Annotated in this window: 1 protein-coding gene; it reads right to left on the reverse strand. The window is 56.2% G+C overall.

What is annotated here, in order from left to right; all coding sequences use genetic code 11:
* Nucleotides 1-1685 (reverse strand): condensation domain-containing protein (locus HFD99_RS24710; protein ID WP_167441042.1); only part of this gene is annotated, 1685 nt, incomplete at both ends.

The following is a 1685-nucleotide window of genomic DNA, read 5'->3' on the forward strand; positions in this document are numbered from 1 at the left end:
GGGCGGGCAAAGTCAGTAGAGAGATCCAGTACAGGTAGTTCACCTTGGAAGGTGTCAAGCCAGTACGCTTCCTGACGCTGCATCCATTCCTGGTGGGCTTCGCTTTGCTGCCATACGGCATAATCCTTGTACTGAATCCGCAATGGCGCTAGCTCTTCACCGCCATACAAGCGGACAAATTCGTCGGTCAGGACCTCTAGGGACACCCCATCCGAGACGATATGGTGCATGTCAAGCATAAGCAGATGTTGAGCTTCCTGCTCTACTCCCTGAGCGCCCAGATCCACCAAGCCTACCCGCAGCAGCGGCGCAGCTTTGAGATCAAACGGACGGACAAAGCGACTCACCAGCTGTTGTGCTTCCTTGCTGACCATCATATTCGCAGTCGCACCCTCTGCCTGTACCTTCGTATATTCCACCTCGAACGGTACAGCGTCCTCAATCCATTGCATTGGCTCGCTGTCGATCAGCTCAAAGCGAGTACGCAAGGTCGCATGGCGGGCGATCAGTTGACGGAATACGTTCTCTACTCGTTTCACATTCAGCGGACCGCTCACTTGCAGCACCGACGGCATGTTGTAATTCACATCCTGCGGGTCGAACTGATGCAGCACATACAGTCGCTTTTGTGCCGAGGACAGTGGGTAGAAACTACGCTCCTCCGTCACCGGAATGGACGCATACGCCACCTGATCCAAACCTTCCAGAACGGCTGCCAGCTGCTCAATCGTTGGGGCTTCAAAAATGCTGCGCAGTGGAAGTGGCTTGTTCAGCTCTTGGTGAATCTTCGAGGCCAGTGTCGTCGCCCGCAGCGAGTGTCCACCCATCTCAAAGAAGTTTTCCTTCACGCCGACCTGTGCCAGACCCAGCACATCCTGCCAAATTTGTGTCAGCTTCACTTCCACCCACGTCCGCGGTGCAACATAGTCGGCTCCGCTTTGCAGGCTGCCTTCCGGTGCCGGCAGGACCTTGCGGTCAATTTTGCCATTGGGACTCAGCGGCATTTGCTCCAGCTGTACAAAGTACGATGGCACCATGTAGCTTGGCAGCTCTCCGCCCAGCTCACTTCTCAGCTCTCTGGCACTGATTTCTTGCCCCGCGACATAGTACGCCACCATTTGTTTTTGGCCCGTTTCATCCGCACGAGCCATGACCACCGCTTCTCGTACCGATTCCACTTGGAGTAGCTGCGTTTCGACCTCGCCCAGCTCAATTCGGTACCCCCGGATTTTCACCTGATGGTCAATCCGGCCTAAGTATTCAATGTTGCCGTCTGGCATCCATCTCGCCAAATCGCCAGTGCGGTACATCCGTTCATACCCAGCTTCCCCGCCGGCAAACGGATCTTTCACAAATTTCTCGGCCGTCAGTTCCGGACGGTTCAGATAGCCTCGGGCTACGCCGACACCGCCGATGCACAGCTCCCCTGCCACCCCAATCGGCTGCAATTGCTCCGTGCCTTCCTTCACGATGTACAGACGGATATTTTGAATCGGTTTTCCGATCGGGATCACCGCATATGCCTCATCCGGCTCGCAATCGAAGTACGATACGTCCACCGTTGCTTCGGTTGGGCCATACAGGTTGACCAGCTTCGCTCCGGCCAGGCTCGATACGAGCCGCTGGAACCGGGCCACATGCTGTGGCGGCAACGCTTCACCACTGGCAAAGACATGGCGCAGCGT

The organism is Paenibacillus sp. EKM301P (assembly GCF_011800295.1).
In the GTDB taxonomy this organism is placed as follows: Bacteria; Bacillota; Bacilli; order Paenibacillales; family Paenibacillaceae; genus Paenibacillus; species Paenibacillus polymyxa.